The organism is Mycobacterium stomatepiae, assembly GCF_010731715.1.
Classification (GTDB): domain Bacteria; phylum Actinomycetota; class Actinomycetes; order Mycobacteriales; family Mycobacteriaceae; genus Mycobacterium; species Mycobacterium stomatepiae.
On the sequence record NZ_AP022587.1, the window covers coordinates 162,572 to 188,684 of the forward strand.

Below are 26,113 nucleotides of genomic sequence, written 5' to 3' on the forward strand. Positions count from 1 at the left end.
AAGCCTCTCTACAGCCCTAGGTCGGCCTCGAACGCTCCCTCTTCAAGCCGGTGCTTGATCGTGGTGAGGAATCGTCCGGCATCGGCCCCGTCGATCAGACGGTGGTCGTAGGTCAGCGGCAGGTAGCAGATCGAGCGCACCCCGATGGATTCGTTGCCGCCGTCGTCGACCACCACGCGTGGTCGCTTGACGATCGACCCGGTGCCCAGCATCGCGGCCTGCGGCGGGACCAGGATTGGGGTGTCGAACAACGCGCCCTGGCTGCCGATGTTGGTGATCGTGAAGGTGCCGCCGGACAGCTCGTCCGGTTTCAGGTTGCCCGTACGGGCGCGCTCGGCGATGTCGGCGATCGCGCGGGCCAGCCCGGCCAGCGACAGGTCGCCTGCGTTGTGGACCACGGGGGAGAGCAGACCCTGATCGGTGTCGACGGCGAAACCGAGGTGCTCGGCGTCGTAGTAGGTGATCTCCTTGGAGTCCTCGTTGTAGCTGGCGTTGACGTTCGGGTGAATCTTCAGCGCGTCGATCACCGCCTTGGCGATGAACGGCAGGTAGGTCAGATTCACGCCCTCGCGCTCGGCGAACGACGTCTTGGCCTTGGCACGCAGCCCGACGATCTTGGTCATGTCGACCTCGTGGGTCTGGGTGAGCTGCGCGGTGGCTTGCAGGGATTCGCGGGTCTTCTTCGCGGTGATCTGACGGATCCGGTTGGCCTTCTGCGTGGTGCCACGCAGGTGAGCCAGCGCAGGCGCCGGACTCGGAGCCGCGGCAGCCTTGGCGGCTGGAGCCGCAGGAGCAGGCGCGGCCGGAGCGGGCGGCTTCGCGGCCTCCTTTTTCTTCTCGGCTGCGGCTAGCACGTCCTGCTTACGGATGCGGCCACCGACGCCGGTGCCTGTTACCGCGGCAAGGTCGATGTTGTTTTCGTTGGCCAGCTTCCGTACCAGCGGCGTCACGTACGGGCTGCCGTCACTCTGGGCCTCGGCCTTGGGCTGGGCCGGTGCTTGCGGAGCCGGCGTCGGCTCGGGCGTGGGTTGCGGGTTGGGAGCAGGCGGGGCCTCCGGAGCGGGTGTGGGGGCCGGCGGGGCCTCGGCCTTGGGCTGGGGCGCCGGTTCGGGCTTCGGTTCGGGCTTGGGAGCCGGCGGCGGGGCGGCCGCAGCGGAGCCGGAGCCGATCCGGGCCAGCTCGCCGCCGACCGGCACGGTCGCGTCCTCGTCGGCGGTGATGCTGAGCAGGACTCCGGCCACCGGTGACGGGATCTCGGTGTCCACCTTGTCCGTGGACACTTCCACCAGCGCCTCGTCGACCTGAACCGAATCGCCGACCTTCTTGAGCCAGCGGGTGACGGTGCCCTCGGTGACCGATTCGCCGAGTTCGGGCATCAGGACCGGGGTCGCGCTGCCATCGCCCTGCGGGGCGGTCTGGGCGGGCGGTTCGGGCTCCGGCTGGGCCTCGGGCTCGGGCTCCGGGGCGGCCTCCGCCGCCGGTTGGCTGGGCGCTTCGGCGGGCGGTTCCGAGGCGCCGTTCTCGGAGGCGTCGCCGATGACGGCCAGCTCACCGCCGACCTCGACGGTGTCGTCTTCCTGGGCGACGATCTTGGTCAGCACACCCGCGGCGGGCGACGGGATTTCGGTATCGACCTTGTCGGTCGACACCTCGACAAGCGGTTCGTCGAGCTCGACCGTGTCGCCTTCCTGCTTTAGCCAGCGGGTGACCGTCCCCTCGGTCACGCTCTCACCGAGTGCCGGCATTTGGACGGAGAAGGCCATCTCTATTGACTCCTCGATTGCTCGTGGGTCCGCGCAGGTCGACATCTGACTTACCACACGGCGGTGTACTGCAAGTTGATGTCAAAACTATCCTGTCATTGCCTCGGCGCCGGCACGCAGCCAGGGCTGACCCGCTTGCTACGGTGTGCCGAATTGCCACGGGCGATCAGCGCCCGATCGCGGGGAGGCGGAGGTCGATGCCGGCAACACAGCGGTTCGTCGTCAGCGCGGACGGTGTCCGCATCGCCGTCTACGAGGAAGGCAACCCGGACGGTCCCACGGTCGTGCTGGTGCACGGCTGGCCCGATTCGCACGTGCTGTGGGATGGCGTCGTCCCGCTGCTGGCCGAGCGGTTCCGGATCCTGCGCTACGACAACCGCGGCGTCGGACTGTCGGGGGCGCCCAAGAAAGTCTCGTCGTACGCGATGGCTCGCTTCGCCGACGACTTCGCGGCGGTGACAAGCGAACTGAGCCCCGCCCAGCCGGTGCATGTGCTGGCCCACGACTGGGGTTCGGTGGGCATCTGGGAGTACCTGAAACGCGCGGGCGCAGGTGACCGGGTCGCGTCGTTCACGTCGGTGTCCGGCCCGAGCCACGAGCAGCTGGTCGAGTACATCTTCGCCGGCCTTCGCCAGCCGTGGCGGCCCCGCCGGTTTGCCCGCTCGATCAGTCAGGCACTGCGGCTGACCTACATGGTGTTCTTCTCGGTCCCGCTGCTGGCGCCGCTGCTGATTTGGGCGGCTTTCTCGGTGCGCGCACTGCGGCGCCGTGTCGTCGATAACATTCCCGACGAGCAGATCCGTCACTCCGCCAACATCGCCGCGGACGCGGCCACCTCGGTTAAAACCTATCCCGCCAACTACTTTCGTTCATTCTCCGTGCGCGGCCAGCCCATCGGTGTCGTCGACGTGCCGGTGCAGCTGATCGTCAACACCCGCGACCGCTACGTCCGGCCGTACGGCTACGACGAGACCGCGCGCTGGGTGCCGCGGCTGTGGCGGCGCGACATCAGGGCCGGCCACTTTTCGCCGATGTCGCACCCGCAGGTGATGGCCGCCGCGGTGGGTGACTTCGCGGACCTCGCCGCCGGCAATCCGCCCAGCCGCGCGTTGCTGCGCGCGCAGGTGGGCCGCCCGCGCGGGGCCTTTGGCGACACCCTGGTGTCGGTCACCGGCGCCGGCAGCGGAATCGGGCGCGAGACCGCGTACGCCTTCGCTCGGGAAGGCGCCGAGCTGGTCGTCAGCGACATCGACGAGGCCGCCGTCAAGGAGACCGCCGCCCAGATCGCCGCGCGCGGCGGGATCGCGCACGCCTACGTGCTCGACGTGTCCGACACCGACGCGGTCGAGGCCTTCGCGGAGCGGGTCAGCACCGAACACGGTGTGCCGGACGTCGTGGTCAACAACGCGGGCATCGGTCAGGCCGGGCAGTTCCTGGACACCCCGGCCGAACAGTTCGACCGGGTGCTCGACGTCAACCTCGGCGGCGTGGTGAACGGCAGCCGGGCGTTCGGGCGGCGCCTGGTCGAGCGCGGCACGGGCGGGCACATCGTCAACGTGTCGTCGATGGCCGCCTACGCCCCGCTGCAGTCACTGAACGCCTACTGCACCTCCAAGGCGGCGACCTACATGTTCTCCGACTGTCTGCGCGCCGAACTCGACGCCGCCGGCGTCGGGCTGACCACGATCTGTCCGGGTCTGATCGACACCAACATCGTCAACGCCACCCGGTTCGACGCGCCCGCCGGCAAGCAGGACGGGCAGGTCGACGACCGGCGAGGTCAGCTGGGCAAGATGTTCGCGCTGCGCCGCTACGGGCCCGACAAGGTCGCCGACGCGATCCTGTCCTCGGTCCAGAAGAACAAGGCGATTCGACCGGTGGCGCCGGAAGCCTACGCGCTCTACGGAGTGTCGCGGCTGCTGCCGCAAGCGCTACGCAGCACCGCGCGCTTCCGCGTGATCTGAGCTCGCTGGGGTCGCGAGTGCTAGCTCACGTTGCCTGCGCACCAACAGCGCGCCGGCGATACCGATCGTTCCCAGCAACGCCAGCGGCACGGTCCAGATGCGCCGGTTCGTCACCGACGTATCGCAGAGCACGCTGTAGTCGGTGCGTGGGACGAATTGCTGGACGATCGGCATGCGCGCCGCGCGCATGTCTGTCGCGCGCATCGCCGCCGTCTCATCGGTGGCGACGGCGTTTCCACACCCAATCGATCCGCCGCCATCCGACACCGATATCGGCACCAGGAGCCCGACGACGCCGGCCAGCAAAAGCGCGGCGCCCACGGCAACAATCATCCATCGTGACATCACGGTTTCCCCCCGTTGAGTACAGAAGTTTCCCCAAGTCGAGTAAAGACGCCGGAGGCCTACCGCGTCAATGTTTTTTCGAATCTAAATTAGAAGAAGGGGACGCATTTTCGGCGATGAATTAGAAGACGGCGCGGTTTCCGAATCTGAGCGGCCACGGCGAGAAATAACCTTCGCACCGTTATGACGCGCCTCGCGTCGATCAGCGATTGCCGGAGAGGCTATCCGGGACGTGAGCGCGCTAAACGCGCGCCGTTTCAGCCGTTTTCGGCGATATCTTCCAGCACCGCGAACATCGTCCGGGTGGGCACGCCGGTGGAACCCTTCGGCGAGTACCCCCACGGACTGCCGGTGTTGAAGGCCGGGCCGGCCACATCGATGTGTGCCCAATCCACGCCGTCGGCGACGAACTCGCGCAGAAACACCCCGGCCACCAGCATGCCGGCGAAGCGCTGCCCGCTGATGTTGGACAGGTCGGCGACCGTGGACTTCAGGTCGTCCTTGAGCTCGTCGGGCAGCGGCATCGGCCAGCCGTTTTCGCCGACCCGCTGCGAGATCGCGGCGACGCGGTCGCGGAACTCGTCGCTGCCCATCACCCCGGGGATGCGGGCGCCCAGCGCCACCGTCTGCGCGCCGGTCAGGGTCGACGTCTCGATCAGGTAGTCCGGCTCGTCCTCACACGCCCGCACGATCGCGTCGGCCAAAATGAGCCGGCCCTCGGCGTCGGTGTTCTGCACCTCGACCGTGATGCCGCCGTACTGGGTGAGCACGTCGCCCGGGCGCTGCGCCGTCGCCGACGGCATGTTCTCGGCCATCGGCACGGTGGCGATCACGTCGATCGGCAGTTCGAGCTGCGCGGCCAGCGTGACGGTCGCGATCACCGCGGCGGCACCGCCCATGTCCGAGGTCATGTGATGCATCGAGGCGGCCGGCTTGATCGAGATGCCGCCGGTGTCGAACGTGACGCCCTTGCCGACCAGGGCCACTCGCTTTGCCTGCTTCGGTTTCTTGGCCAGCTTGGCACCGCGGTGGATCAGCCGGACCAGTCGCGGGGGCCGCGACGAGCCCTGTCCGACGCCGACAATGCCGCCGTAGCCGCCCTTTTGCAGCGCCTTGTCGTCGAGCACCTCTACCTCGAGGCCGACGGACTCGCCCAAAGCCCTTGCGCGCTTGGCGAATTCGGCGGGGAACAAGGCGTTGGGCGGTGTGTTGACGAAGTCGCGCGCGGTGGCGACCGCGGTCGCGACGGCCGCACCGTGCGCGGCCTGCTTCTTGGCCTCCTTCGCCCCCGCAGTTTCCGAGGCCAGTACGGTGATCTTGCTCAGCCCTTTGTCTTTGGGCGCGGTCTTGTCGCTGCGGAACGCGGTGAACCGGTAGCTGCCCAGGATCAGCCCCTCGACCGCGGCGGCGACGCCCTCGCCGGGCAGCTCGGCCAGCGTGGTGATCACCGCTTCGGCCTTGCCCAGCGAGCGTGCGGCCACCCCGGCGGCGCGCCGGATGACGTCGGCAGACCATTCGGATTGCGGCTTGCCCAGACCGATCGTGAGCACGCTGGCCACCGGCAACGACGAGACCACCAGCCGGTGTACCTGCTCACTGCCGCCGGTGGCGTCCAGCGCTCGCAGGCCGGTCAGGATCTCGGCGACCGTCTCCTCGGACAGGAAGGGCTCGACGCCCACGACGGAGGCGCCCGGCCGGTCTTCGTCACCGGTCGAGACGACCGGCACGATCAATACCGACGAACCCACCCCACGTTTGGGCAGCGATGTGGCGACAGTGACAGCAGGGGCCTGGTAACCCGGTTCGGTACTCACGCGTAAACACCCTAGTCACCGGGGGCGGCGTCAGCTCGGCAGTGCCCCCGCACTCAGGTCGAACGCGGTGACGGGCTCCTCAAAACCCTTGAGCGTCAACGGGCTCTGGGCGACCGCGGGCCGGTCGGGCAACTTGTCGTGCAGCTCGGCGGTGGCCAGGATCTGTTCCGGCGCCGCCGCGGCCACCAGTCGGGCTGCCAGGTTGACCGGGTTGCCGAAGTAGTCGCCGTTGATGGCCACGACCGTGCCCCACGCCAGGCCGGCGCGGACCTGCAGTCCCTCCTCGCGCGCCGCGGGATGCTCGACGAGGTCGACCGCCGCCCGCAGCAGCGCCTCGGGCGCCGAACTCACCCACATCACCTCGTCGCCGATGAACTTAACGATTCGGCCGCCGTCGGCATGCACCACGTCGGAGACCGTGCCGGCGAACTCGTTGAGCATGTGCGACAACTCCGCGGGCGTTAGCGCCTGCGTCAAGGCGGTGAAGCCGGACAGATCGGCGAAACCCACGCCGCACACCACCGCCGACGACGTGTCGCGAAGGACACCCTCGAAGTGCGTTCGCGCGCTGATCAGGTGATGGCGGTGCACGATGTCGATCAGTGCCCCGAGCCGCGGGATGATCTCCGCGACCGAGCGGTACGCCTGGGCTGTGGCGAGCTCGTCGTGGGTGTGGTTCATCTGGATGTCCGGCGTTCCGGCGCGGATCATTGTCGCTTCCGCTTCGGCCAGCCGGGCCATCGCGGCCCCGAGCACCCGCAGCAGGCCGAACGCGCCGTCCGCGCCGACCACCGTCTTGAGCGCGAGCCAGGTCGCCAGGGCGTCGACGTCGGCCGGGCTGAGCACCGGAATATCGGCGCCGGCGACGGTCAGGCCGAGCAAGGTCCAGGCACGCGCGACGTCCTCGGCCGCTACCCCGAGTTCCTCCGCCGCGGTCTGCAGTGTGTAGATCGGGCGGCCCGACCAGGACAGCACATCGCCGGCCAGGCCGAACAGCCGGCCGCGGAGCTCGGCTTCGGCCATCTCGTCGGTCGTGAAGCCAAGGCCGTCCAGGTACTTGATCAGGTCAGCCCGCTCGCGGGCGTTGACCACCCCGGCGGCTTCCAGCGCCTCGAAGTCCGGGAAATCGACCACCCACCTGAGTGTGCCAGGCAGGGGTGACGATTAGGGTCGGATCTCGTGAGCGATGCGCCGGAGCTACTCAAGGGACCATTGGAAGACCGTCATCGCGAGTTGGGCGCCAGTTTTGCCGAATTCGGCGGCTGGCTGATGCCGGTGTCTTATGCGGGCACCGTCAGCGAGCACAACGCGACGCGAAATGCGGTGGGCCTGTTCGACGTCAGCCACCTCGGAAAGGCGTCGGTGCGCGGTTCCGGTGCCGCGCAGTTCGTCAACTCCGCGCTGACCAACGACCTCGGCCGCATCGAGCCGGGCAAGGCGCAATACACGTTGTGCTGCACCGAATCTGGTGGCGTCATCGACGACCTGATCGCCTACTACGTCGGCGACGACGAGATCTTCCTGGTGCCCAACGCCGCCAACACCGCGGCGGTCGTAGAGGCGCTGCAGGCGACCGCTGAGGCCGGTTTGGGGGCCGGCCTGACGATCACCAACTTGCACCGCGACTACGCGGTGCTGGCGGTGCAGGGGCCGCGATCGTCCGACGTGCTGGCCGAGCTGGGCCTGCCGACCGACATGGATTACATGGCCTACGCCGACGCGTCGTTCTCGGGGGTGCCGGTGCGGGTGTGCCGCACCGGGTACACCGGCGAACACGGCTATGAACTGCTGCCGCCCTGGAACACCGCGGGTGTGGTGTTCGACGCGATGGTGACGGCGGTGTCCAACGCCGGCGGCGAACCGGCCGGCCTGGGCGCCCGCGACACGTTGCGCACCGAGATGGGTTATCCGCTGCACGGGCACGAGCTGTCGCTCGACATTTCGCCGCTGCAGGCGCGATGCGGCTGGGCGATCGGCTGGAAGAAGGACGCGTTCTTCGGCCGTGACGCGCTGCTGGCCGAGAAGGCGGCCGGACCGCGACGGCTGCTGCGAGGTCTGCGGATGACGAGCCGCGGGGTATTGCGGCCCGGGCTGACCGTGCTGGCCGGGGATAAACCGGTCGGGCTCACCACATCCGGCACATTTTCGCCGACCCTGCAGGCCGGCATCGCGCTGGCGTTGATCGACACCGACGCCGGTGTCGACGACGGTCAGCAAGTCACCGTCGACGTGCGGGGTCGGGCCGCGGAGTGCGAAGTAGTCCGCCCGCCGTTCGTCGAGCTGAAAACCCGTTAGCCAGCGCTGCTTCACGAGGTAAAACCCATTGGTGCGCGCATATACAATCGGCGCATGACGAGCGGCCTTCTCGAGTTCACCGTTCAACGCGCGTCTAATCCCGCGAGTGAGGTAACACGCGACTCCATCCTGGCCGACCCGGGTTTTGGGAAGTTCTTCACCGACCACATGGTTTCGGTCGACTACGACGGGACAGTTCAAGGACAGGGCTGGCACAACGCGCGGGTAATTCCGTACGGCCCGATCCAGCTGGACCCGTCGGCGATCGTGCTGCACTACGCGCAGGAAGTGTTCGAGGGGCTCAAGGCTTACCGCTGGGTCGACGGCTCGGTGGTGTCATTTCGGCCGGACGCCAACGCCGCCCGAATGCGCGCGTCGGCCCGGCGGATCGCGATCCCCGAGCTGCCCGACGAGCTCTTCCTCGAATCTCTGCGCCAGCTTATCGCCGTCGACAACGCGTGGGTGCCCAAAGCGGGCGGCGAAGAAGCGCTGTATCTGCGGCCTTTCGTCTTCGCGACGGAGCCCGGGCTGGGAGTGCGGCCGGCCAAGCACTACCGGTACCTGCTGATCGGTTCGCCGGCCGGTGCGTATTTCAAAAACGGCATCAACCCCGTCGACGTCTGGGTGTCAACGGATTACGTGCGGGCTTGCCCGGGCGGTACCGGCGCGGCCAAGTTCGGCGGCAACTATGCCGCGTCGCTGGTGGCTCAGGCCGAGGCCGCGGAAAACGGTTGCGACCAAGTGGTTTGGCTCGATGCCGCCGAGCGTCGCTTCGTCGAAGAGATGGGCGGCATGAACCTGTTCTTCGTGTTCGGCAGCGGCGGCACCTCGCGGCTGGTCACCCCGGAGCTGTCCGGTTCGCTGCTGCCCGGCATCACGCGGGATTCGTTGCTGCAGTTGGCACTTGATGCCGGATTCGCCGTGGAAGAACGCAAGATCGATATCGACGAGTGGCAGAAGAAGGCCGCCGCGGGGGAGATCACCGAGGTATTCGCCTGCGGCACTGCGGCCGTCATCACCCCGGTTGGGCGGGTGAAGCACGCCGACAGCGAGTTCACCATCGGCGACGGCCAGCCGGGCGAAGTGACGATGGCGCTGCGCGACACGCTGACCCGTATTCAGCGGGGGACCTTCGCCGACACGCACGGCTGGATGACCCGGCTCGGCTAGTCTGCACGCCCGTTCGGGCCCGACAGTAACCGGCTAGCAGCGGACCAGTGCCGCAAGCGTGACCGCGCTGACCGTTGTGGTCAGCTCGATTGCGGCGCCCAGCACGTCGCCGCTGATGCCGCCGAAACGGCGCACGCAGTGTCCGACCAACACCGCGGCGCAGCACAATGCCAACGCCACGGCCGCCGGTCCCTGCCACGGTCGCGGGCCGGCCGCCAGCGAAACCGCGAGCAGCACCACGACCCAGCCGGCGACGACGCCGGCGGGTTGGGTACCGGCGACCTGGATGCCCAGCGCGCTACCGTCGGCCGTCGGCACCGAGCGGCGGCAGGCCAGCACGGCGCTGACCCGGCCGGCGGCGACCGCGACGACGATCGCGACAAGCCCATGGCGCCAGGTTGCGCCGAGCGCCGAAAAAGCCAAGCCTTGCAAGACGATCACCAGCACGACGGCCGCGACGCCGAAGGGTCCCGTCGACCCGTCGCGCATCACCGCCAGTGCGCGCGGCGGCGGCCCGTAGCAGCCCAGCCCGTCGGCGGTATCGGCGACGCCGTCGATGTGCAGCCCCCTCGTCGCGAGCAAAAGTGCTGCCACCGCAAGCAATCCCGGCAGCGGACTGGACGCGCCGAAGGCCAGCGAGCCGCCCCAGGCGATGCCCGCGGCCACGGCTCCCAGCGCCGCTCCGACCACCGGCAGCGCGGTCATGGCGCCGCGGTCCAGCGGAGCGTCGTTCGGCATGGGCAAGACCGTCGAGAATGCGAAAGCCGTTGCCAGCGAACGAATCATGGCGAAGGCGCGGCGTCGTCGCGCCGGTTGGAGACACCGGCCCCGGTGAACGTCGCCATCGACGACAGCGTGGCCACCGCGGCGCGCAATACCGGCAGGGCCAGCGTCGCGCCGCTGCCCTCGCCCAGCCGCATCCGTAGATCCAGGATCGGGTCCAGGTCGAGCGCCGTCAGGGCCAGCGCGTGACCCGGCTCGGTGGAGCGGTGCCCTGCCTGCCACCACTGCCGCGCGCCCGGCGCCAGGCGTTCGGCGACCAGCGCGGCGGCCGTCACCGCCATGCCGTCGAGCAGCAGCGGGGTGTGCCGCACCGCGGCTTGTGCGCAAAAGCCGGCCATCGCGGCCAGATCCGCGCCGCCACACGAGCGCAGCAACGCGACCGGGTCGGGCAGCACCGGCCGCGTCCGGAACAACGCGTCGCGGACCGCGGCCGTCTTGCGGGCCCAGCCGGCGTCGTCGATGCCGGATCCGAAGCCGACCACCGCGACCGGCTCGGCGTTCGTCAGCGCCGCGACCAGAACCGCCGCCGCGGTGGTGTTTCCGATGCCCATGTCGCCGGCGATCAGCAGGTCGGCACCCGCGTCGACCTCTTCGTCGGCGATGCGCCGGCCCGCCGCGATCGCGCGGGCGGTCTCTTCGTCGGTCAGCGCATCGTGGCTGGCGATGTCGCCGCTGGCGCGCCGTACCTTGTGGGCGCCGATCTGCTCCGAGAGCGGCTCGGCGTCCACCGCCACATCGACGACGCGCACCGTCGCGTCCGCGATCGCCGCCAGCGTGTTGATCGCCGCGCCGCCGGCGTCGATGTTGGCGACCATCTGGGCGGTGACTTCCGGCGGGTATGCCGACACCCCGGATTTGGCGACACCGTGATCGCCGGCGAACACCACCACCCGGGCACGTTCGAATTGCCTTGGTGGGCAATGGCCTTGGCACGACGCGACCCAGACGGACAGGTCCTCGAGACGGCCCAGTGCGCCGCGTGGCTTGGTCAGGGTGTCCTGGCGGGCGCGGGCGGCCGCGGCGGCCTCGGCGTCGGGCGAGACGATCGGCGCGAATTCCATCATGTCCCCGACGGTTTGATCGATACTGGCTGACCGGCCACCACCAACACCACTCGCTCGCACAGTGCCGCGACGCGCTGGTTGAGCGAGCCCAGCTCGTCGGCGAACCGGCGCCCGGACGCGGTGGCGGGCACCACGGACAACCCGACCTCGGGACTGACGAGCACCAGCGTGGATTCGAACGCGCCGATGGCGTCGAGCATCTCGTGGACCGGGCCGGCCACCGTTGCGTTCTCCCACGCCTGGTGGCGATCCAGTGTGCCGGTCAGCCAGGCGCCGAGGTCGTCTACGAGGGTCGGAGTATCCGGTGACTGACGCAATTCGGTTGTGATGTCCTGAGTTTCGATCGTCGACCAATGCGCGGGCCGACGGTCGCGATGTTTGGCGATCCGGTGTGCCCAGTCCGCATCGTCGTCGCCGCCCGGCCCGGACGCCAGGTAACGAACCGGCTGACCCGGTGGCACGGACGTGGCGATGGCCCGTTCGGCCCACTCGGATTTGCCCGACCTGATCCCGCCGAGCACCAGCGTGCGCACTGGGTCAGGAGGCTTTCCGGCAACGGTTAGTCGACACTGCTGCCGCGCTCGACTTGGGGCCGCGGTGCCCGCATCCGGCGCATCTGGGAAGCCCTGCCAGCGGCGTAAAGGCCTAGCTTCCACCGACTTTCGGTGTTGCTCGGGAATTTCGCGTCGACCAGTCGGCTGACCTTGCGGCCCAAGACCACGCCGTCGATGCCCATGATTAACGTGATCACCAACATTGCCGGAGAGATGAAGAGCTGCAGCTGGGGGACCGCGAACATGACGAACAGCAGTGCCAGCGTCGACGGCATGAACAGGCCGAGCACATTGCGCCGCGAATCCACCACGTCGCGCACATACCGGCGGATCGGGCCCTGGTCGCGCGGCAGCAGGTACGCCTCTTCGCCGGCCATCATGCGTTCCCGGCCGGCGGTGCGCTCGGCTTTGCGCTCCTCGCGGCTGAGTTTCGGGCCGGCCAGCGTTTTGCGGCGGGCCCGCGCCTCGGCTGCGGTCTTGGGAGCCGGGGCGACGGGGCCCTTCTTCGCGTTGCGGCGAGCGGCTTCGCGCTTGGGTGTGGGCCGGCCCTTGGGGTCGGTTCGGCGTGATCCGCGCGACACCGCGTCCAAGGCTTCGTCGGATGCAACAGGTGTCACAAGGTTGCCATCCGGGACTTCCGCATGGGTTTTCTTACGGCCCAACAACTTCACAACCGCCAGGTTACTTCGCGGCCGGTCCGGTTCGGCCAATGGCCCCGTCAGGCATCGCGATAGCTCTGCGGCGGCACGTTATTTAGACCTACCCTTAACTGTGATGAACGGCTACGGGTGATGGACAACGGCTCGATGGCCTCGGACGATGTTGCCACTGGTCTTTCTCCGGGTCGTTTGCAATTGCCGGCTATGCGGGTGTTGGTGGCCCCGGACTGCTACGGCGACAGTCTTTCGGCGCTGGAGGCTGCCGCCGCCATCGCGACCGGCTGGACCCGGTCCCGCCCGGGCGACCAGTTCATCGTTGCTCCGCAGTCCGACGGCGGCCCGGGTTTCATCGAGGTGCTGGCCAACCGGATCGGGGAGAAGCGGCGAGTCGAGGTCGTCGGGCCGCTGGACACCACGGTGGAGGCCGAGTGGGTCTGGGACCCGGAGACGGCGACCGCTTACCTGGAAATCGCTCAAGCCTGCGGCCTGGGACTGCTGGGCCGGCCGGCCGACCCCGAGACCGCGCTGGCGGCGCACAGCAGGGGAGTCGGACAGTTGATCGCCGAGGCGTTGCAGGCCGGGGCGAGACGGATCGTGGTCGGGCTGGGCGGCAGCGCGTGCACCGACGGCGGCCAAGGCATGATCGCCGAGCTGGGCGGCCTGGAAGTCGCCCGGCACCAGCTGGCCGATGTCGAGCTGATCGCCGCCTCGGACACCGAATATCCGCTGGTGGGGCCCTGGGGCGCGGCGCGGGTGTTCGGACCGCAGAAGGGTGCGGACACGGCGAGCGTCGCGGCGCTGGAAGTTCGCCTCGAGGCATGGGCGCTGCAACTGGAGGCGGTGGCCGGACGCGACGTGAGCTCCGAACCCGGGGCCGCCGCGGCCGGCGGCATCGGCGCAGGCCTGCTCGCGCTCGGCGGCCGCTGCGAGTCGGGCGCGGCGATCATCGCCGAGCACACGCATCTGGCCGACGACCTCGACATCGCCGAGCTGATCGTCACCGGCGAAGGCAAGCTCGACGAGCAATCCCTGCACGGGAAGGTGGTCGGTTCGCTCGCGGCGGCGGCCGGGCCACTGGGAATTCCGGTGATCGTGCTGGCCGGGCAGGTCGGGCTGGAGAAAACCGCGGTGCGGACCGCGGGCATCATGTCCGCGCTGTCGATGGCGGAGTACGCCGGCTCGGTGGGATTGGCGCTGGCCGATGCGGCAAACCAGCTGATGGGATTAGCGTCACAGGTGGCGGCGCGACTCGGGAATAGCGGTCCCGCGAGGTACCGTTGACGCATTGGGTTCTACCCGAGGGGCTCGGGTGCCCGGGCACCTACCCAACAACAGGCATGTAGGAGAAGTAATGACGGTGCAAAACGAGTCGAGCGCCACGACCACTCACGGCGTAATCCTGACCGAGGCCGCCGCCACCAAGGCGAAGTCCCTGCTGGACCAAGAGGGACGCGACGACCTGGCGCTGCGTATCGCGGTTCAGCCGGGCGGGTGCGCCGGCCTGCGCTACAACCTGTTCTTCGACGACCGTGCGCTGGACGGCGACCTGACCGCGGACTTCGGTGGTGTGAAGCTGACGGTGGACCGGATGAGTGCTCCCTACGTGGAAGGCGCGTCGATCGACTTCGTGGACACCATCGAGAAGCAGGGCTTCACCATCGACAACCCGAACGCCACGGGTTCGTGCGCCTGCGGGGACTCCTTCAACTGACCTTCAGCGGTTAGGTACCGGGGGCTAGTACGAGCCCCCGGCGCGCAGCACGTATGAGCACACCAGGATGTCGCCGCGCTGAAACAGCAGCTGCGCGACGCCCTGGACCTGGCCGCGCAACGGGCCGCCGGTCGCGGGTGAGACCTGCATCGTGAACAGCGCCTGCGCCTGGTACTGCGACAGGTAGACGATCTTGTCGATTGAGGTCAGCTGGACCTGCGAAAACTGTTTACGGAACGCGTCGCTGCTCAGCTTGGCCAGCGCCTGGTCGGATCTGCGGTCCTTCACGCCGTCGTAGAGGCCACAGAGCGCGCTGCGGGCAACTTCTTCGGTGTTGCGGTTCTCCAGCGCGTCCAGATAGCCCTGAATCGCCGCTTTGGCCGTCGCCTCGGAGAACGCGGCACCGGTGTTGGCCCCGTTGGTGCGCACGCCGTAGACGATCGCCGCCGTCATCCCGGCGACCAGGGCGATCGCCACCAGCACCCCGATGATCACCCGCCGCGTTGACCGACGCTTCGGGTAGCCGGGCGGCGGCGGGCCGGGGTAGGCGCCGGGCGCCGGTTCGTGGGCTGGCCCGGGCGCGTAGGGCGTCTCGCCGGCCGGGGGATCGTGCGGGAAGTCGACCGGCTCGGTGTAGGGCACAGGTGCGTCGCCGCCGACGGGGTGGTTCGGCGAGTGCGGACCGCCCATTGTGGTTCTCCTACGGTGGTAGACACCGACCTCGAGCGGGCACCGCCCGGGTATTCGGTCCCGGCGACTTAGGTGAGTTCCCTAGGGAGGCTAGCGCACCCCCTCTCGCCGACTGCGGACGCAACGGCCGTCGAAACGCGTGGGTAGGCTGGACGCGCTTACCAATGAAGGGTGGAGATTTCGTGACGATCGCGGTGACCGGTTCGATTGCGACCGACAATCTGATGCGTTTTCCTGGCCGGTTTTCCGAGCACCTGCTGGCCGAGCATCTGCAGAAGGTTTCGCTCAGCTTCCTGGTCGACGACCTGGTGATTCATCGCGGCGGCGTGGCGGGCAACATTGCCTTCGCCATCGGCGTGCTCGGCGGTGACGTCGCGCTGGTCGGTGCGGCCGGCGACGACTTCGGCGAATACCGCGAATGGCTGGAGCGCCACGGCGTGAACTGCGAGAACGTGCTGATCTCCGAGACCGCGCACACCGCCCGGTTCACCTGCACCACCGACGAGGACATGGCCCAGATAGCGTCGTTCTACCCGGGTGCGATGTCGGAGGCCCGCAACATCAAGCTCGCCGACGTCGTGTCGTCCGTCGGCAAGCCCGACCTGGTCATCATCGGGGCCAACGATCCCGACGCGATGGTGGTGCACACCGAGGAGTGCCGCAAGCTTGGCCTGGACTTCGCCGCCGACCCGTCCCAGCAGCTGCCCCGCCTGTCCGGGGAAGAGATCGACAAGCTGATCGACGGGGCCGCGTACTTGTTCACCAACGACTACGAGTGGGAGCTGCTGCTCAACAAGACCGGCTGGTCGGAGAACGACGTGCTGGGCAAGGTCGGTCTGCGGGTGACAACGCTGGGCGCCAAGGGCGTGGACATCGTCGATCGCGACGGCACGACGACGCATGTCGGCGTGGTGCCGGAGAACAGCCTCACCGACCCGACCGGCGTCGGTGACGCGTTCCGGGCCGGCTTCCTGACCGGTCGCAGCGCCGGGCTGAGTCTGGAGCGCTCGGCGCAGCTGGGCTCGCTGGTCGCCGTGCTGGTGCTGGAGTCGACCGGCACCCAGGAGTGGACGTGGGACCCCGCCGTCGCCAAGACGCGGCTGACCGATGCCTACGGCGACGAGGCGGCTGCCGAGATCGCCGCGGTGCTGGTCTAGCCGGCGTCACGTCGTCGAGTGTGAACTCGCGGCGGCGAGTGTGCAGGCGGTTTCCAGGAGTCACACTCGACGCGCCGGGCAGCACCTAGAGCTGGACGGGGTACACCGGCTCGCTGATCTGCGGCACCACGGTGTGCTCGACGAAGATCGCGTGCCAGAGCATCAAGATCAGCACCGTCCACAGCCGGCGGCTGTGATCGCTGACGCCGCTTCGGTGTTCGTCGAGCATCCGGCGCACGGCGGCGGTGTCGACGAGATAGCCGGCCTGCGAGGCGTCCACCATCGCGTGCGCCCACTCCAGCAATTCGCCGGCGCGCAGCCAATGCCGGATGGGCACCGGGAACCCGAGCTTGGGCCGGTGCAGCACGTGCGCCGGAACGATCGGTTCCAGCGCTCGCCGCAGCGCGTACTTGGTGGTGGTGCGGGTGATCTTCGCCTCGACGGGCAACCGGGACGCGACGGCGAACACCTCGGGGTCCAGGAACGGCACCCGCAGCTCCAGCGAGTTGGCCATCGTCACCTTGTCGGCCTTGACCAGAATGTCGCCTCGCAGCCAGGTGAACAGGTCGATGTGCTGCATGCGGGCCACCGGGTCCCAGCCCGCCGATTCTGCGTACAGCGGGGCCGTCACGTCGGTATGCGTCCACTCCTCGCGGAACCCGGCCAGCACGTCGCGCAGCTGCGCGTCCGAGAAGCTGCGGGCGTTGCCGTAGTAACGCTCCTCGAGGGTCAGCGACCCGCGATGCAGCAGGCTCTTGCCGCGCATCCCCTGGGGCAGTGGCCGCGACATCTTGCCCATCGAGCGTCGAACCGGCCGTGGCAGATAATCAAAGGGCTTGAGCGACAACGGTTCCCGATAGATGGTGTAGCCGCCGAACAGCTCGTCGGCGCCCTCGCCGGACAGCACCACCTTGACGTGCTTGCGGGCTTCGCGCGCGATGAAGTACAGCGGCACCAGCGCCGGGTCGGCGACCGGCTCGTCGAGGTACCAGACGATCTCGGGCAGGGCGGCGACGAACTCGGCCTGGTTGACCACCCTCGTCACATGCCGCGCGCCGATCGCCTCGGCCGAGGCCACCGCGACGTCGACCTCGGAGAATCCCTCGCGCTCGAATCCGGTGGTGAACGTGATCAGCCGCGGGTTGTGCCGGATCGCCAGCGCCGCGATCGCGGTGGAGTCGATGCCGCCGGACAGGAACGCCCCGACGGTGACGTCGGCCCGCATGTGCTTGGCCACCGAGTCCTCGAGTACCGCGGTGATCTCGTCGTAGCGCGCCTGCTCGCTATCGCGGGTCAGCGGCACCGCGGCGAACCGCGGCACGAAGTACCGGGTGACCTCAGGTCGCTGTCCAGGGCGGATACGGGCGTAGCAGCCCGATTCCAGCCGGCGCACCCCGCGATGCAGCGTCTCGGGCTCGGGCACGTACTGCAGCACGGTGTAGTGCTGCACGGCGCGGCTGTCGATCGCGGTGTCGAACCCGACCAGGTCGACGAGATCCAGCAGGCACTTCTTCTCACTGGCCACCGCCGTGCCGCCGGTGCTGGTCGCCATGAACAGCGGCTTGATGCCGAAAGGGTCACGGGCGCAGAGCAATTCGCGGGTCACAGTGTCCCACAGCGCGAAGGCGAACATGCCGCGCAGCCGGGTCAGCACGTCGGTGCCCCAGTGGTGGTAGCCGGCGACGATGGCCTCGCCGTCACCGTCGGTGGCGAAGGCGGCGCCGTGCCGCGCGCTCAGTTCGTCGCGTAGCTCGAGGTAGTTGTAGATCTCGCCGTTGAAGACCAGGACATAGCGGTCGGGCGCCTCGGGCGGCCCCCAGCGCAGCGGCTGATGCGAATGCGCGATATCGATGAACGACAGCCGGTTGAAGCCGAAGACAACGGCTCCGTCGGCGTCCGGGTCGAACAGGCCACCGGGCTCGTCGGGCCCGCGGTGGCGCATCAGGTGCAGCGAGCGGGTTATCGCGCCGCCGGCCCGCGCCGCGTCCGTCTCGACGCCGGCCGGGTCGGCGAGAAAGGCCAGCAGTCCACACACGGCCACCAATATGCCGTACTTCGGCGAGGCTTGGGGGTGCCGCACCGGCCGATCTCGACGACGCGACGGCCGACCGGCCGGGGTTTAGTCGCCGGGCGCAGCGGCGTGGTCTACGCTGCGTAGTATTCGACGTTCGAGCAGGAGGCGCCAACGTGACACCCGGCGGGCAGTTCCGTTCGCAGCGTTTGTCGCAGGGCATATTTCAGCGCCGTTCGCCAGACGCACCTAGGGGTCTTTCCCGTCGTTTTCGACCGCTGGCACTGGCCGCGACGCTGGGCGTGCTGGCGGTTACCCTCAGCGGATGCAGCTGGCAGACGGTGTTTGCTCTCGGCTGGCCCGAGGGCATCACCCCGCAGGCTCACCTCAACCGGGAGCTGTGGATCGGCGCGGTGATCGCTTCGCTGGTCGTCGGTGTCATCGTGTGGGGCCTGATCTTCTGGTCGGCGGCCTTCCATCGGAAGAAGGCGACGGACACCGAACTGCCCCGGCAGTTCGGCTACAACATGCCGCTCGAACTGGTGCTGACGGTGACGCCGTTCCTGATCATCTCGGTGCTCTTCTACTTCACCGTCGTGGTGCAGGAGAAGATGCTGCACCTGGACAAGAACCCCGAGGTTGTGATCGACGTCACGGCCTTCCAGTGGAACTGGAAATTCGGCTATCAGAAGGTCGATTTCAAGGACGGCACGCTGAGCTATGACGGTGCCGATGAGGCCCGCAAGAAGGCGATGGTCTCCAAGCCCGAGGGCAAGGACGAGCACGGCGAGGAGCGCGTCGGCCCGGTGCGCGGAATCAACACCGAGGACCGGACCTACCTGAACTTCGACAAGGTCGAGACCCTCGGAACCCCGCAGGAAATTCCGGTGCTGGTGTTACCGGCCGGCAAACGCATCGAATTCGTATTGAATTCGGCCGATGTCATCCACGCTTTCTGGGTTCCGGAATTCCTCTTCAAGCGCGACGTGATGGCGTACCCCAAGCAAAACAACTCGGTCAACGTCTTCCAGGTCGAAGAGATCACCAAGACCGGGGCATTTGTCGGCCACTGCGCGGAGATGTGCGGCACGTATCACTCGATGATGAACTTCGAGGTCCGCGTCGTTGAGCCCAACGACTTCAAGGCTTATTTGCAGCAACGGATCGACGGAAAGACGAACGCCCAAGCGTTGCAGGCGATCGCTCAGTCCCCGCTAGCGGTGACCACCCATCCGTTTGACACTCGCCGCGGCGAACTGACCCAACCAGTAGGTTAGGACACGCAATGCATATCGAAGCGAGGCTGTTCGAATTCTGCGCGGCGTTCTTCGTCCTGTGCGCGGTGCTCTACGGGGTACTGACCGCGCTGTACGCCACCGGCGGCGAGGAGTGGGCCGGTACCACCGCGTTGGCGCTGACTGGGGGCTTGGCACTGATCACGGCCACCTTCTTCCGCTTCGTGGCGCGTCGCCTCGATACCCGGCCCGAGGACTACGAGGGCGCTGAAATCAGCGACGGTGCAGGGGAATTGGGATTCTTCGCACCGCACAGCTGGTGGCCGCTGATGCTCGCGTTGTCGGGCTCGGTCGCCGCGGTCGGCATTGCGCTGTGGCTGCCCTGGCTGATCGTCGCGGGCGTGGTGTTTATCCTTGCTTCCGCGGCCGGACTGGTCTTTGAGTACTACGTAGGCCCCGAGAAGCACTGATTTGCGTCTCAAAGGTAACAATCCGGGCATCAGTTGAGCCGTCGCCCGTTTGCCAAGACTTCTTTGCGCTACCCGGTTCGGTAGGGTTTGCGCAGGCACATGAGAATCCCCCGAGCACGTGCGACACGAGGTACCCCTGATGTCCCGTGCACAGGCGATGCAGTTGGACAGGGCAGGCAGACATGAGCGGGCCGAAACCCCCGGGATGGGAACCCGACCAATCCGATTCCGACGATGAGTTCCACCAGGAACCGAATTCCGGCACCGAGCCCAGCGACGAATTTGACGAGCCCGACGACGAATTGGACGAATTGGCTGCCGGCGGGGAACTCGAACCCTTCGAAGACAGCGGCGCAATACCGGCAGAGCAGACCGGCGAGACGGACGCCTATTCGCGTGCCTACTCCGCACCCGAGTCCGAGCATTTCATCGGCGGTGCGTATGTGCCTGCCGATCTGAGGCTCTACGACTACGAAAGCTACGACGACTCATCCGACGACGACGATGACGACGACGGCACCCCGCGCTGGCCGTGGGTGGTCGGCGTCGCCGCCATCGTGGCCGCGATCGCGCTGGTCGTCTCGGTGTCGCTGCTGTTCGCGCGCACCGACACCAATCAACTCGCCAATCCGGGCACCAGCACGTCGTCGACGCCGCCGGTGCAGGACGAGATCACCACGACCAAGCCGCCGCCCCCGCCGACCACCACCGAACCGCCGCCACCACCCCCACCGCCCCCGACAGCTACGGAGACCCAGACAGTGACGGTGACGCCACCGCCTCCTCCGCCACCACCACCGCCCGCGCCGACCACCGCGCCGCCGGCCAGCACGTCGGCAACCGCGGCCCCGCCTCCGCCACCACCACCGACCACCCCCGCCGGTCCGCGCCAGGTCACCTATTCGGTGACCGGAACCAAGGCGCCGGGCGACATCATCTCGGTGACCTATGTCGACGCGTCCGGCCGCTCACGCACCCAGCACAATGTCTACATCCCGTGGTCGATGACGGTCACCCCGATCTCGCAATCCGACGTCGGCTCCGTCCAGGCGTCCAGCCTTTTCCGGGTCAGCCGGCTCAATTGCTCGATCACCACCAGCGACGGAACGGTGTTGTCGTCGAACAACACCGACCAGCCGCAGACGGCTTGCTGATGGTCAGCAGATACTCCGCGTATCGGCGCGGGTCCGACACCGTTCCGCCCGACGTCATCGATCGACTCCTGCTGGGCACGTGCGCCGTGATCTGGCTGCTGCTGCTGGGCGTCAGCGTGGCCGCTGCCGTCGCGCTGGCCGATCTGGGCCGGGGCTTCCACAGCGCGGCCCGCAATGCGCACAGCACGCCGTGGGTGTTGTACACCGTCATCATCGTGTCCGCGTTGATCATCGCCGGGGCCGTTCCGGTGCTGCTGCGCGCTCGCCGGATGACCAAGGCCGAGCCGCCGATCGTTCGGTCGACGGCCCTGCAGGGACGTCCACCGGTCCGGCAGTCGGCCACCCGGACCGTGGTCGAACGGGTGCGTCCGCAGCGGGCCCAGACGGCCGGCGCGGCCGGGGAGTGGTCCGGCGAGGCCGTGGACCGGATCTTTTTGCGCGGCGCTGTTGTCCTGAGCGGCACGATGGGCATCGCGCTGATTGCCGTTGCCGCCGCGACCTATTCGATGGCCGTCGGCCATGACGGTCCATCGTGGGTCGGCTACGGGCTGGCCGGTGCCGTCACCGCCGCGATGCCGGCGATCGAGTGGCTCTACGTTCGGCAGCTACGCCGCGAAGTCGCCGCGGCGAGTTAGTCGGTCGCGGCGCCCGACGGTTTCACGATGCTTTGGCGTACCGGCGAACCAGCTCGTCGTCCCGGAAGGTGCTGGTGTGCTGCAGGCCCTTGGCGTCACGGCAGAAGAATGTCCACTTTCCCGGACTCTTCTGCGGCGCACTGATCAACTTGACCGTGTATTGCAGACCGGTGGGTAAAAGCGTGCCGATGACGTCGCCAACCCGGATCTCGGAGGGACGAATCTCGGGCGCGTCACTCCAGTTTTGTGTCGCCATGGTTGGCATCCCCACTTCCGTTGCCCCAACCCTACGTGGGATGTGCGATGTATATCCGTTATCGATGGTGCTGGTGGTAACCGTCTGCCCGTGGCGTAGCCTCAACCGTGAGTTGTTCTCTTTGTCAGCGGTGGTACGCCGCATCGGCGCGGATGACACCTAGCTCTGCCGCTCACAATCGTGAGGCGGTGCCGATAGCGAAGGGAACCGCGTGAATCGTGTAGTCCTCAGCGTCGCTGGCCGGCGACGTCCGCGATGACCCGTCCGTTCCGTGCCGATCCCGTCCGGTTGTCGGTGGCGCGCAAGCTCGGGCGCGTCATCGACGGAGCCTGGTGGCCGCGCGCAGACCGCATCACCAACGAATTGCCTGCCGTTGTCGCGATGCTGACGCCCTTGTTGGGGGACATCACTGCGATCAACGTCAATTGGCAACCGCTGCAACGGCCACCCGACATCAACTGGCCGGGCCCGGAACAAAAGCGCCACCACGTCATGACCATCAGCGGCGAAGACGCTCACGCCAACCTGCTGATCATCCCGTACGCTACCAACAGCCCGCTCGCGCTGATGGTGCTGCGCTGCGCGGCCAACCTGCCGGTCGGAGCCGCCGACCGCGAGAAGTCCACGTATGTGACCGCGGGCTCGATCCTGCGGGCCGCAGAACAGCAGCGCGCCGCCAGCTGACGCGGGCTAGTGCTCGCCGTTCGAGGAACCGTTGGTCTCTTGGCGCTCCCGCAGCGCGGTCAGCGCGCGCTGCTCGGAGGCGTGGGCCGCCTCGCGCAACGCCGCATCCTCGGACGGCGGGTCGGCGAACAAGAAGCTGCCGCTACCCGGCGAACCGGCCGAGCCCAGCTTGTTCATCTTGTTGGGCACCGGCGCCCCCTGGTACTCCAGCGGGAGCGGGTGGCCGTGGTCGTCGACCGGGCCGAGCGGCTGGTGCAGCTCGATGTAGGCACCGTGCGGCAGCCGCTTGATGATGCCGGTCTCGACGCCGTGCTCGAGCAGCGCGCGGTCGCTGCGCTGCAGCCCAACGCACCATCGATAGCTGATGAAGAAGACGAGCGGCGGCAGGATCACCATGCCGATACGCCCGATCCACGTCGTCGCGTTCAGCGAGATGTGGAACGTGAACGCGATGATGTCGTTCATCGCGCACAGCGTCAGCAGCATGTAGAACGCGATCGCCATCGCGCCGATCGAAGTCCGCACCGGGACGTCGCGCGGGCGCTGCAGCAGGTTGTGGTGGGCCTTGTCGCCGCTGAACCGTTTCTCCAGGAACGGGTAGACGACCAGCAGCCCGAAGACGCCGCCCATGATCAGCGCCACCCAGACCGCCGCGGGGATGGTGTGGTGCCAGAAGTAGAACTCCCACGGCGGCCAGATACGAGCCAGGCCTTCCGTCCACATCATGTAGAAGTCAGGCTGCGAGCCGGCCGACACCTGAGAAGGCTTGTAGGGGCCCAGGTTCCAGATCGGGTTGATCTGTAGCAGGCCGCCCATCAGGCCCAGCACACCCACGATGGCGGCGAAGAACGCGCCGGACTTGACCGCGAACACCGGCATCACGCGCACGCCGACGACATTGGTCTCGGTGCGACCCGGGCCGGGGAACTGGGTGTGCTTCTGGAACCACACCATGGCCAGGTGCAACCCGATCAGGGCCAGGATGATGCCCGGAATCAACAGGATGTGCAGCGCGTACATGCGGGGGATCAGGATGGTGCCGGGGAAGTCGCCGCCGAAAAGTGCCCAGTGCAACCAGGTTCCGATGACCGGCATGCCCAGCGTGATCGACGAGAGCGCGGCGCGCAGACCGATACCGGAGAGCAGGTCGTCGGGCAGTGAGTAGCCGAAGTAACCCTCGAACATCGACAGGATCAGCAGCAGCGAGCCGATGACCCAGTTCGCCTCGCGGGGGCGGCGGAACGCGCCGGTGAAGAAGATGCGGGCCAGGTGCACCATGATCGAGGCGGAGAACATCAACGCGGCCCAGTGGTGGATCTGGCGGACGAACAGGCCACCGCGGACCTCGAACGAGATGTCGAGCGCGGACTGGTAGGCCCGCGACATCTCGACGCCGCGCAGCGGCTGGTACACGCCGTTGTAGGTGACGTCGACCATCGACGGGTCGAAGAACAGCGTCAGGTACACGCCGGTGATCAGCAGCACGAAGAAGCTGTACATCGCGATCTCACCGAGCAGGAACGACCAGTGCGTCGGGAAGACCTTGTTGAGCTGCCGGCGGACCGCGGCCGACGGGTGATACCGGGTGTCGATGTCCTCGCCTTGGCGGGCCAGGACATCACCGATCTTCGGGGGACTCAGCTTCGGACTCATGTTGTCGTCCTCTCCCAGAATGCAGGACCGACGGGCTCGATGAAGTCGCCGTTGGCAACCAGATACCCGTTTGAGTCGATGGTGATCGGCAGCTGCGCCAATGCACGCGCCGCCGGGCCGAAGATCGGCTTGGCGAAATGCAATGCGTCGAACTGCGACTGGTGGCAGGGGCACAGGATTCGGTAGGACTGCTGCTCGTACAGCGACGACGGGCAGCCCAGGTGCGAGCAGACCTTGGTGAAGGCGAAGAACTCGCCGAAGTTGAAGCTCTCCTGGTTCTGGCGCTTGACCACCCGCTGCATGTCGGTGGGTCGAATCCGGATGAGCATCACGGGATTACGGGCACCCATCTTGATGCCGATCAGCTTCTCGTGCGACTCCACCGTGGTGCCGTCGCCGTCGGACTCGCGCCATGGGAAGACGGTCTCCATGCCGCCGGCGTCGATGTCCTCGGGGCGCATCTTGACGAACGGCGCACCGTCGGTGGCACCGGTGGCGCGTGCCAGGTAGATGGTCTCGCCGTGGTAGCGCGGGGTCCAACCGGACGTCCACAACACCGCTTTCATGCCGTCGGCGGTCGGCACGACCGGCTTCCACGGGTTCTTGATCAGGCCGCCGGCAAAAGCCACCAAGGTGCCGAGCCCGAACGCGCCCATGCCCAGCCCGAACGATGCCCCGATCAGCTTGCGGCGCCCGATCGTCGACGTCTGGTAGGCGTCGGTCAGGTTGGCGACGACCGTCTTGCGGTCGATGTCGCGGGAGGCGCCGTCGTGGCGGTCCTGAATTGAAATCTCTTCCGGGATAAAGCGTTTCTGGTACAGGATCGCGCCGATGGCGATCGACAGGACGGACATCCCGAACGTGAAGCCGTACAGCGGGGTGGTCAGCGAGTACATGAAGTTACCCGCCTGCTCGTTCGACTTGTACTCCCACGGCCAGAACAAGAAGATCAGCAGCAGCGCCAGCCCGAAACCGCCGCCCAGCAAAAGCCACAGGGCGACGCCGCGCTCGGCACGCTTCTCGGCCTTGGTGCCCTCGACCGGCCAGCGCGGCTCCTTGAAGACGGTCTCGACGCCGTCGATCTTGCCGCCCAGTTCGAGCAGTTCCTGGTTGGACATCGCGGCCAGTGCGGCCTCGTCCGGCTCTTTACCGACGCCAGTGCTTTCCGAGCTCATGCTCGCGCCCCAATCCACAGTGCCAACGCGATGGCCGCGACCATCCCGATGATCCACGCCGCCATGCCCTCGGGCGCGGGTCCGAACCCGCCGAGGCCGTAGCCGCCCGGCGAGCGCTCCTCGGTGACGCTCTTGACGTAGCCGATGATGTCCTTCTTGGCTTCGAAGGACAGCTGGCGATCGGCGAACTTCGGCATGTTCTGCGGGCCGGTCAGCATCGCGGTCAGGATCTGCTGCTCGCTGGCCTCACCGAGGTCGGGCGCGAACTTGCCCGACGACAGCGCGCCGCCCTTACCGGTGAAGTTGTGGCACGAGGCGCAGTTGAGCCGGAACAGGTCACCGCCGCGACCGAGGTCCTCGCCGCGCAGCGAGTGCATCGCGATGGTGCCGTCGGGGTTGCGCACCACCGTGGGCCCGCCGCCGTTGGCCTGCACGTAGGCCCCGAGCGCGTCGGTCTGGGCCTCGTCGAAGATCGGCGCTTTACGCGGGGCCTGCGCCTCACCGCGCATGGCCGGCATGCGACCGCTGGACACCTGGAAGTAGACGGCGGCCTCGCCGACGCCGATCAGGCTGGGTCCGTGGTCGGGCACGCCCTGCAGGTTCGCGCCATGGCACGACACGCACGAGGTGTCGAACAGCTGTTTGCCGTTGCGCAGCAGCGCCGAGTTCGACTCGTCGGCGACGGCGACCTGGGGCGTGGGGGTCAGCACGGCGGCCAGCCCACCCGAGATGGTCAGCGCGATCATCAGCAGCAGGCCGCCGGACAGCCGGCGGCGAAGACGCCGCCGCGACTGCTCTTTCCGCGGTTGGCTCTGCGGCTTGCGGCCGCGGGATCGGGTGAATCCCAGTTTCTTCAACCGAGCACTCCTGT

General features: G+C 67.8%; 25 protein-coding genes. 11 read left to right on the forward strand and 14 right to left on the reverse strand.

The features are described from left to right. Window positions 1-8: 8 nt before the first annotated feature. Window positions 9-1,763: a 2-oxoglutarate dehydrogenase, E2 component, dihydrolipoamide succinyltransferase gene (gene sucB, locus G6N54_RS00860; RefSeq protein WP_163788131.1), complete on the reverse strand. Its 1,755-nt coding sequence runs from the start codon at window positions 1,761-1,763 to the stop codon at window positions 9-11. A 197-nt stretch (window positions 1,764-1,960) separates the two neighbouring features. Here sucB and G6N54_RS00865 point away from each other — a divergent pair, with 197 nt between their 5' ends. Continuing rightward, window positions 1,961-3,727, forward strand: coding sequence for an SDR family oxidoreductase (locus G6N54_RS00865; RefSeq protein WP_163788132.1), 1,767 nt, complete (start codon window positions 1,961-1,963; stop codon window positions 3,725-3,727). Here the strand turns inward: G6N54_RS00865 and G6N54_RS00870 are convergent. The 3 genes from G6N54_RS00870 to G6N54_RS00880 form a co-directional block, all read right to left on the reverse strand. Continuing rightward, a complete protein-coding gene (locus tag G6N54_RS00870) occupies window positions 3,695-4,072 on the reverse strand; it encodes an aminopeptidase (protein ID WP_372513271.1) in 378 nt (125 codons plus the stop codon). The genes G6N54_RS00865 and G6N54_RS00870 overlap by 33 nt on opposite strands. Before the next feature lie 257 nt (window positions 4,073-4,329). Further along, on the reverse strand, window positions 4,330-5,886 hold the full coding sequence (locus tag G6N54_RS00875) for a leucyl aminopeptidase (RefSeq protein ID WP_163788134.1): 1,557 nt from the start codon (window positions 5,884-5,886) through the stop codon (window positions 4,330-4,332). Window positions 5,887-5,916: 30 nt separating this feature from the next. Beyond that, on the reverse strand, window positions 5,917-7,020 hold the full coding sequence (locus G6N54_RS00880; protein WP_163788135.1) for an adenylate/guanylate cyclase domain-containing protein: 1,104 nt from the start codon (window positions 7,018-7,020) through the stop codon (window positions 5,917-5,919). 45 nt (window positions 7,021-7,065) lie between these two features. On the opposite strand from G6N54_RS00880, the gene gcvT reads away from it, so the two are divergent. Together gcvT and G6N54_RS00890 are read left to right on the forward strand one after the other, a co-directional pair. After that, window positions 7,066-8,181 carry a glycine cleavage system aminomethyltransferase GcvT gene (gene gcvT / locus G6N54_RS00885; protein ID WP_163788136.1) on the forward strand — a complete coding sequence of 372 codons (1,116 nt, stop codon included), beginning with the start codon at window positions 7,066-7,068 and terminating at the stop codon, window positions 8,179-8,181. A 54-nt stretch (window positions 8,182-8,235) separates the two neighbouring features. After that, window positions 8,236-9,351, forward strand: a complete 1,116-nt coding sequence (locus G6N54_RS00890) for a branched-chain amino acid aminotransferase (protein ID WP_163788137.1) — start codon at window positions 8,236-8,238, stop codon at window positions 9,349-9,351. Between the two features lie 33 nt (window positions 9,352-9,384). On the opposite strand, the gene G6N54_RS00895 is transcribed toward G6N54_RS00890, so the two are convergent. Genes G6N54_RS00895 through G6N54_RS00910 form a run of 4 tightly spaced genes read right to left on the reverse strand, consistent with a single transcriptional unit; the run spans window position 9,385 to window position 12,369 of the window. Next, a complete protein-coding gene (locus tag G6N54_RS00895) occupies window positions 9,385-10,137 on the reverse strand; it encodes an adenosylcobinamide-GDP ribazoletransferase (protein ID WP_163788138.1) in 753 nt (250 codons plus the stop codon). Next, window positions 10,134-11,198: a nicotinate-nucleotide--dimethylbenzimidazole phosphoribosyltransferase gene (gene cobT / locus G6N54_RS00900; RefSeq protein ID WP_163788139.1), complete on the reverse strand. Its 1,065-nt coding sequence runs from the start codon at window positions 11,196-11,198 to the stop codon at window positions 10,134-10,136. The genes G6N54_RS00895 and cobT overlap by 4 nt, the downstream gene beginning before the upstream one ends. Continuing rightward, a complete protein-coding gene (locus G6N54_RS00905) occupies window positions 11,195-11,731 on the reverse strand; it encodes a bifunctional adenosylcobinamide kinase/adenosylcobinamide-phosphate guanylyltransferase (RefSeq protein WP_163788140.1) in 537 nt (178 codons plus the stop codon). The genes cobT and G6N54_RS00905 overlap by 4 nt, the downstream gene beginning before the upstream one ends. A gap of 26 nt (window positions 11,732-11,757) precedes the next feature. Next, window positions 11,758-12,369 (reverse strand): DUF3043 domain-containing protein, encoded by a 612-nt coding sequence (locus G6N54_RS00910; protein ID WP_232073706.1) that lies wholly within the window; start codon window positions 12,367-12,369, stop codon window positions 11,758-11,760. A gap of 246 nt (window positions 12,370-12,615) precedes the next feature. Between G6N54_RS00910 and G6N54_RS00915 the strand changes: the two genes are divergently transcribed. Continuing rightward, window positions 12,616-13,692: a glycerate kinase family protein gene (locus tag G6N54_RS00915; RefSeq protein WP_163788142.1), complete on the forward strand. Its 1,077-nt coding sequence runs from the start codon at window positions 12,616-12,618 to the stop codon at window positions 13,690-13,692. 70 nt (window positions 13,693-13,762) lie between these two features. Beyond that, entirely contained in the window at window positions 13,763-14,122 is a 360-nt protein-coding gene (locus G6N54_RS00920; protein WP_085220493.1) for a HesB/IscA family protein, read from the forward strand. Between the two features lie 24 nt (window positions 14,123-14,146). On the opposite strand, the gene G6N54_RS00925 is transcribed toward G6N54_RS00920, so the two are convergent. Further along, on the reverse strand, window positions 14,147-14,812 hold the full coding sequence (locus tag G6N54_RS00925) for an Rv0361 family membrane protein (RefSeq protein ID WP_163788143.1): 666 nt from the start codon (window positions 14,810-14,812) through the stop codon (window positions 14,147-14,149). A 182-nt stretch (window positions 14,813-14,994) separates the two neighbouring features. Here G6N54_RS00925 and G6N54_RS00930 point away from each other — a divergent pair, with 182 nt between their 5' ends. Further along, window positions 14,995-15,969 (forward strand): carbohydrate kinase family protein, encoded by a 975-nt coding sequence (locus G6N54_RS00930; RefSeq protein WP_163794368.1) that lies wholly within the window; start codon window positions 14,995-14,997, stop codon window positions 15,967-15,969. 85 nt (window positions 15,970-16,054) lie between these two features. On the opposite strand, the gene asnB is transcribed toward G6N54_RS00930, so the two are convergent. Beyond that, window positions 16,055-18,004 (reverse strand): asparagine synthase (glutamine-hydrolyzing), encoded by a 1,950-nt coding sequence (gene asnB / locus G6N54_RS00935; RefSeq protein WP_163794370.1) that lies wholly within the window; start codon window positions 18,002-18,004, stop codon window positions 16,055-16,057. 152 nt (window positions 18,005-18,156) lie between these two features. Between asnB and ctaC the strand changes: the two genes are divergently transcribed. The 4 genes from ctaC (at window position 18,157) to G6N54_RS00955 (ending at window position 21,474) form a co-directional block, all read left to right on the forward strand. Beyond that, window positions 18,157-19,257: an aa3-type cytochrome oxidase subunit II gene (ctaC, locus tag G6N54_RS00940; protein ID WP_163788144.1), complete on the forward strand. Its 1,101-nt coding sequence runs from the start codon at window positions 18,157-18,159 to the stop codon at window positions 19,255-19,257. Window positions 19,258-19,265: 8 nt separating this feature from the next. Beyond that, the gene (locus tag G6N54_RS00945; protein ID WP_163788145.1) at window positions 19,266-19,685 is read left to right on the forward strand and encodes a cytochrome c oxidase subunit 4; all 420 of its coding nucleotides are present in this window, start codon (window positions 19,266-19,268) and stop codon (window positions 19,683-19,685) included. 182 nt (window positions 19,686-19,867) lie between these two features. Beyond that, window positions 19,868-20,839, forward strand: a complete 972-nt coding sequence (locus G6N54_RS00950; protein ID WP_163788146.1) for an MmpS family transport accessory protein — start codon at window positions 19,868-19,870, stop codon at window positions 20,837-20,839. Further along, window positions 20,839-21,474, forward strand: coding sequence for a DUF2561 family protein (locus G6N54_RS00955; protein ID WP_163788147.1), 636 nt, complete (start codon window positions 20,839-20,841; stop codon window positions 21,472-21,474). The genes G6N54_RS00950 and G6N54_RS00955 overlap by 1 nt, the downstream gene beginning before the upstream one ends. A 22-nt stretch (window positions 21,475-21,496) precedes the next feature. Here the strand turns inward: G6N54_RS00955 and G6N54_RS00960 are convergent, their stop codons facing one another. After that, on the reverse strand, window positions 21,497-21,730 hold the full coding sequence (locus G6N54_RS00960) for a hypothetical protein (protein ID WP_163788148.1): 234 nt from the start codon (window positions 21,728-21,730) through the stop codon (window positions 21,497-21,499). Window positions 21,731-21,985: 255 nt separating this feature from the next. On the opposite strand from G6N54_RS00960, the gene G6N54_RS00965 reads away from it, so the two are divergent. Then, the gene (locus G6N54_RS00965) at window positions 21,986-22,414 is read left to right on the forward strand and encodes a DUF5994 family protein (RefSeq protein ID WP_163788149.1); all 429 of its coding nucleotides are present in this window, start codon (window positions 21,986-21,988) and stop codon (window positions 22,412-22,414) included. Window positions 22,415-22,420: 6 nt separating this feature from the next. On the opposite strand, the gene qcrB is transcribed toward G6N54_RS00965, so the two are convergent. Genes qcrB through qcrC form a run of 3 tightly spaced genes read right to left on the reverse strand, consistent with a single transcriptional unit; the run spans window position 22,421 to window position 26,099 of the window. Then, window positions 22,421-24,067: a cytochrome bc1 complex cytochrome b subunit gene (gene qcrB / locus G6N54_RS00970; RefSeq protein WP_163788150.1), complete on the reverse strand. Its 1,647-nt coding sequence runs from the start codon at window positions 24,065-24,067 to the stop codon at window positions 22,421-22,423. Then, window positions 24,064-25,242 carry a cytochrome bc1 complex Rieske iron-sulfur subunit gene (gene qcrA / locus G6N54_RS00975; RefSeq protein WP_163788151.1) on the reverse strand — a complete coding sequence of 393 codons (1,179 nt, stop codon included), beginning with the start codon at window positions 25,240-25,242 and terminating at the stop codon, window positions 24,064-24,066. Before qcrA ends, qcrB begins: the two co-directional genes overlap by 4 nt. Beyond that, window positions 25,239-26,099: a cytochrome bc1 complex diheme cytochrome c subunit gene (qcrC, locus tag G6N54_RS00980; protein ID WP_232073199.1), complete on the reverse strand. Its 861-nt coding sequence runs from the start codon at window positions 26,097-26,099 to the stop codon at window positions 25,239-25,241. The genes qcrA and qcrC overlap by 4 nt, the downstream gene beginning before the upstream one ends. Window positions 26,100-26,113: the final 14 nt, after the last annotated feature.

Coding starts and splice junctions, on each gene's coding strand:
- G6N54_RS00945 (WP_163788145.1), top strand. CDS start 19,266: ATGCATATCGAAGCGAGGCTGTTCGAATTCTGCGCGGCGTTCTTCGTC.
- sucB (WP_163788131.1), bottom strand. CDS start 1,763: ATGGCCTTCTCCGTCCAAATGCCGGCACTCGGTGAGAGCGTGACCGAG.
- G6N54_RS00915 (WP_163788142.1), top strand. CDS start 12,616: ATGCGGGTGTTGGTGGCCCCGGACTGCTACGGCGACAGTCTTTCGGCG.
- G6N54_RS00890 (WP_163788137.1), top strand. CDS start 8,236: ATGACGAGCGGCCTTCTCGAGTTCACCGTTCAACGCGCGTCTAATCCC.
- qcrB (WP_163788150.1), bottom strand. CDS start 24,067: ATGAGTCCGAAGCTGAGTCCCCCGAAGATCGGTGATGTCCTGGCCCGC.
- G6N54_RS00965 (WP_163788149.1), top strand. CDS start 21,986: ATGACCCGTCCGTTCCGTGCCGATCCCGTCCGGTTGTCGGTGGCGCGC.
- G6N54_RS00895 (WP_163788138.1), bottom strand. CDS start 10,137: ATGATTCGTTCGCTGGCAACGGCTTTCGCATTCTCGACGGTCTTGCCC.
- cobT (WP_163788139.1), bottom strand. CDS start 11,198: ATGATGGAATTCGCGCCGATCGTCTCGCCCGACGCCGAGGCCGCCGCG.
- G6N54_RS00950 (WP_163788146.1), top strand. CDS start 19,868: ATGAGCGGGCCGAAACCCCCGGGATGGGAACCCGACCAATCCGATTCC.
- G6N54_RS00960 (WP_163788148.1), bottom strand. CDS start 21,730: ATGGCGACACAAAACTGGAGTGACGCGCCCGAGATTCGTCCCTCCGAG.
- G6N54_RS00955 (WP_163788147.1), top strand. CDS start 20,839: ATGGTCAGCAGATACTCCGCGTATCGGCGCGGGTCCGACACCGTTCCG.
- G6N54_RS00920 (WP_085220493.1), top strand. CDS start 13,763: ATGACGGTGCAAAACGAGTCGAGCGCCACGACCACTCACGGCGTAATC.
- G6N54_RS00865 (WP_163788132.1), top strand. CDS start 1,961: ATGCCGGCAACACAGCGGTTCGTCGTCAGCGCGGACGGTGTCCGCATC.
- qcrA (WP_163788151.1), bottom strand. CDS start 25,242: ATGAGCTCGGAAAGCACTGGCGTCGGTAAAGAGCCGGACGAGGCCGCA.
- G6N54_RS00870 (WP_372513271.1), bottom strand. CDS start 4,072: ATGTCACGATGGATGATTGTTGCCGTGGGCGCCGCGCTTTTGCTGGCC.
- G6N54_RS00925 (WP_163788143.1), bottom strand. CDS start 14,812: ATGGGCGGTCCGCACTCGCCGAACCACCCCGTCGGCGGCGACGCACCT.